An 813-nucleotide genomic window follows, 5' to 3' on the forward strand; every position below is an offset into this window, starting at 1 on the left:
TTTAAAGGACTTGATGATAATATCAAGAATGTTAACGCTCGCATTAAGGAAGTCTCAGAAGGAGTTGCACAAGATTCCTTGTTATGGAGTAATAATGCCCATGCCTTTGTAGCGCAGCATGAAAAGCAGGAAAAAGACAACGAAGGTAAAGTTGTAGTGACACAAGAAAACAGCAAGATCACATCGTTGGCTGATGGTTCTATTGTGGCAGGCTCGAGTGATGCAGTAACTGGTGGACAGATTTATGATCTTCAAAAACAGTTTGCTGGCTATTTGGGTGGCGGTGCTGGTTATAATGAGAAAGGTGAATGGCAAAACCCGGATTTCCAAATTCAGACTTTCAACAATGATGGTACGAAAGGTGATAAAAAGAGTAGTAACAATGTTGCTGGTGCGTTTAATGACATTAATGACAGCATGAGCACTATCAACGATCGTATTAAGGAAGTTTCTCAAGGAGTTGCACAAGATTCCTTGTTATGGAATGATAAAGCCCGTGCCTTTGTAGCGCAGCATGAAAAGAAGGAAAAAGGAGACGACGGCAAAGTTGTAGCGACACAAGAAAACAGCAAGATTACGTATCTTGCGGATGGAGATATTTCTGCTAGCTCAACAGATGCCATAAATGGCTCACAGCTTCATACCCTAGGGAGCAGTGTTGCAAAATCTTTAGGCGGTGCTGCTAGCTATGAAAATGGTGCATGGGTTGTTCCGACTTACGAGATTTCTAATGTTACTGAAGATGGTACAGTAACGACTAATCCATATAACGATGTTGGTAGTGCGTTTGCGGGTCTTGATACGAGTGTCAAG

General features: G+C 41.9%; 1 pseudogene. It reads left to right on the forward strand.

The features are described 5' to 3' along the window. Window positions 1-813: pseudogene (locus tag ACFIKR_RS09535) on the forward strand (hypothetical protein); the annotation flags it as partial.

The sequence above is a fragment of the Bartonella sp. MR30HLJHH genome, from assembly GCF_042194195.1.
GTDB lineage: Bacteria > Pseudomonadota > Alphaproteobacteria > Rhizobiales > Rhizobiaceae > Bartonella > Bartonella grahamii.